Annotated in this window: 1 protein-coding gene; it reads right to left on the bottom strand. The window is 44.3% G+C overall.

The genetic code is table 11. The features are described from left to right. Nucleotides 1-510, bottom strand: a 510-nt coding sequence (locus CYP28_RS01950; protein ID WP_181000408.1) for a hypothetical protein, incomplete at both ends; no start/stop codon positions are given.

The raw sequence follows: 510 nt of genomic DNA, 5'->3' as shown, positions 1-510 counted from the left end.
CTTTTAATTCATTTAACCTTGCCTCGTTTTTCTCTTTGCTCTCGCCATTTTGCTTGCTTGCTTTTAAATTTTGCTCGGCTATCTGGCGGTTTATCTCGCCGACCTTTAGCGCCTCGTCATTATATCTTTCAAAGGCCTCTGTCTTAAAAATTTGCTGAAAGGCAAAAAAAGCTGGCTTTTGCGGTAAATTTAAATACTCCTGCAATGCTTCATTTTGACTAACAAGCCTTGTTAGCTCCTCTGCCTCCGCCTTTTTAGCGCCAAGCTCGTCACTAACGCTGGCAAGCTCGCTCTCAAGCGGAGATAAAAGCTCCTCTATCTGCTTGGCTGAGTAGTAGCTCTCAAGCCTTCTATCGCCGTCTGCTAGCTCATTTTTTAGGCTTTTTAGCTCCTCTTCTTTGATCCTGATCTCGCTAATAAGCACATTTACCCCGTGTAGTGCATGGTTAAATTTCTCCTTTGCCACGTCAATGTCATCGATACCTTCGCCCACTGCAAGGTACTTGCCAA

Source organism: Campylobacter concisus (genome assembly GCF_002914195.1).
Lineage (GTDB): Bacteria > Campylobacterota > Campylobacteria > Campylobacterales > Campylobacteraceae > Campylobacter_A > Campylobacter_A concisus_M.
Note: the sequence above shows the minus strand (reverse complement) of the source record. Positions and strands in the feature narration are given on the sequence as shown.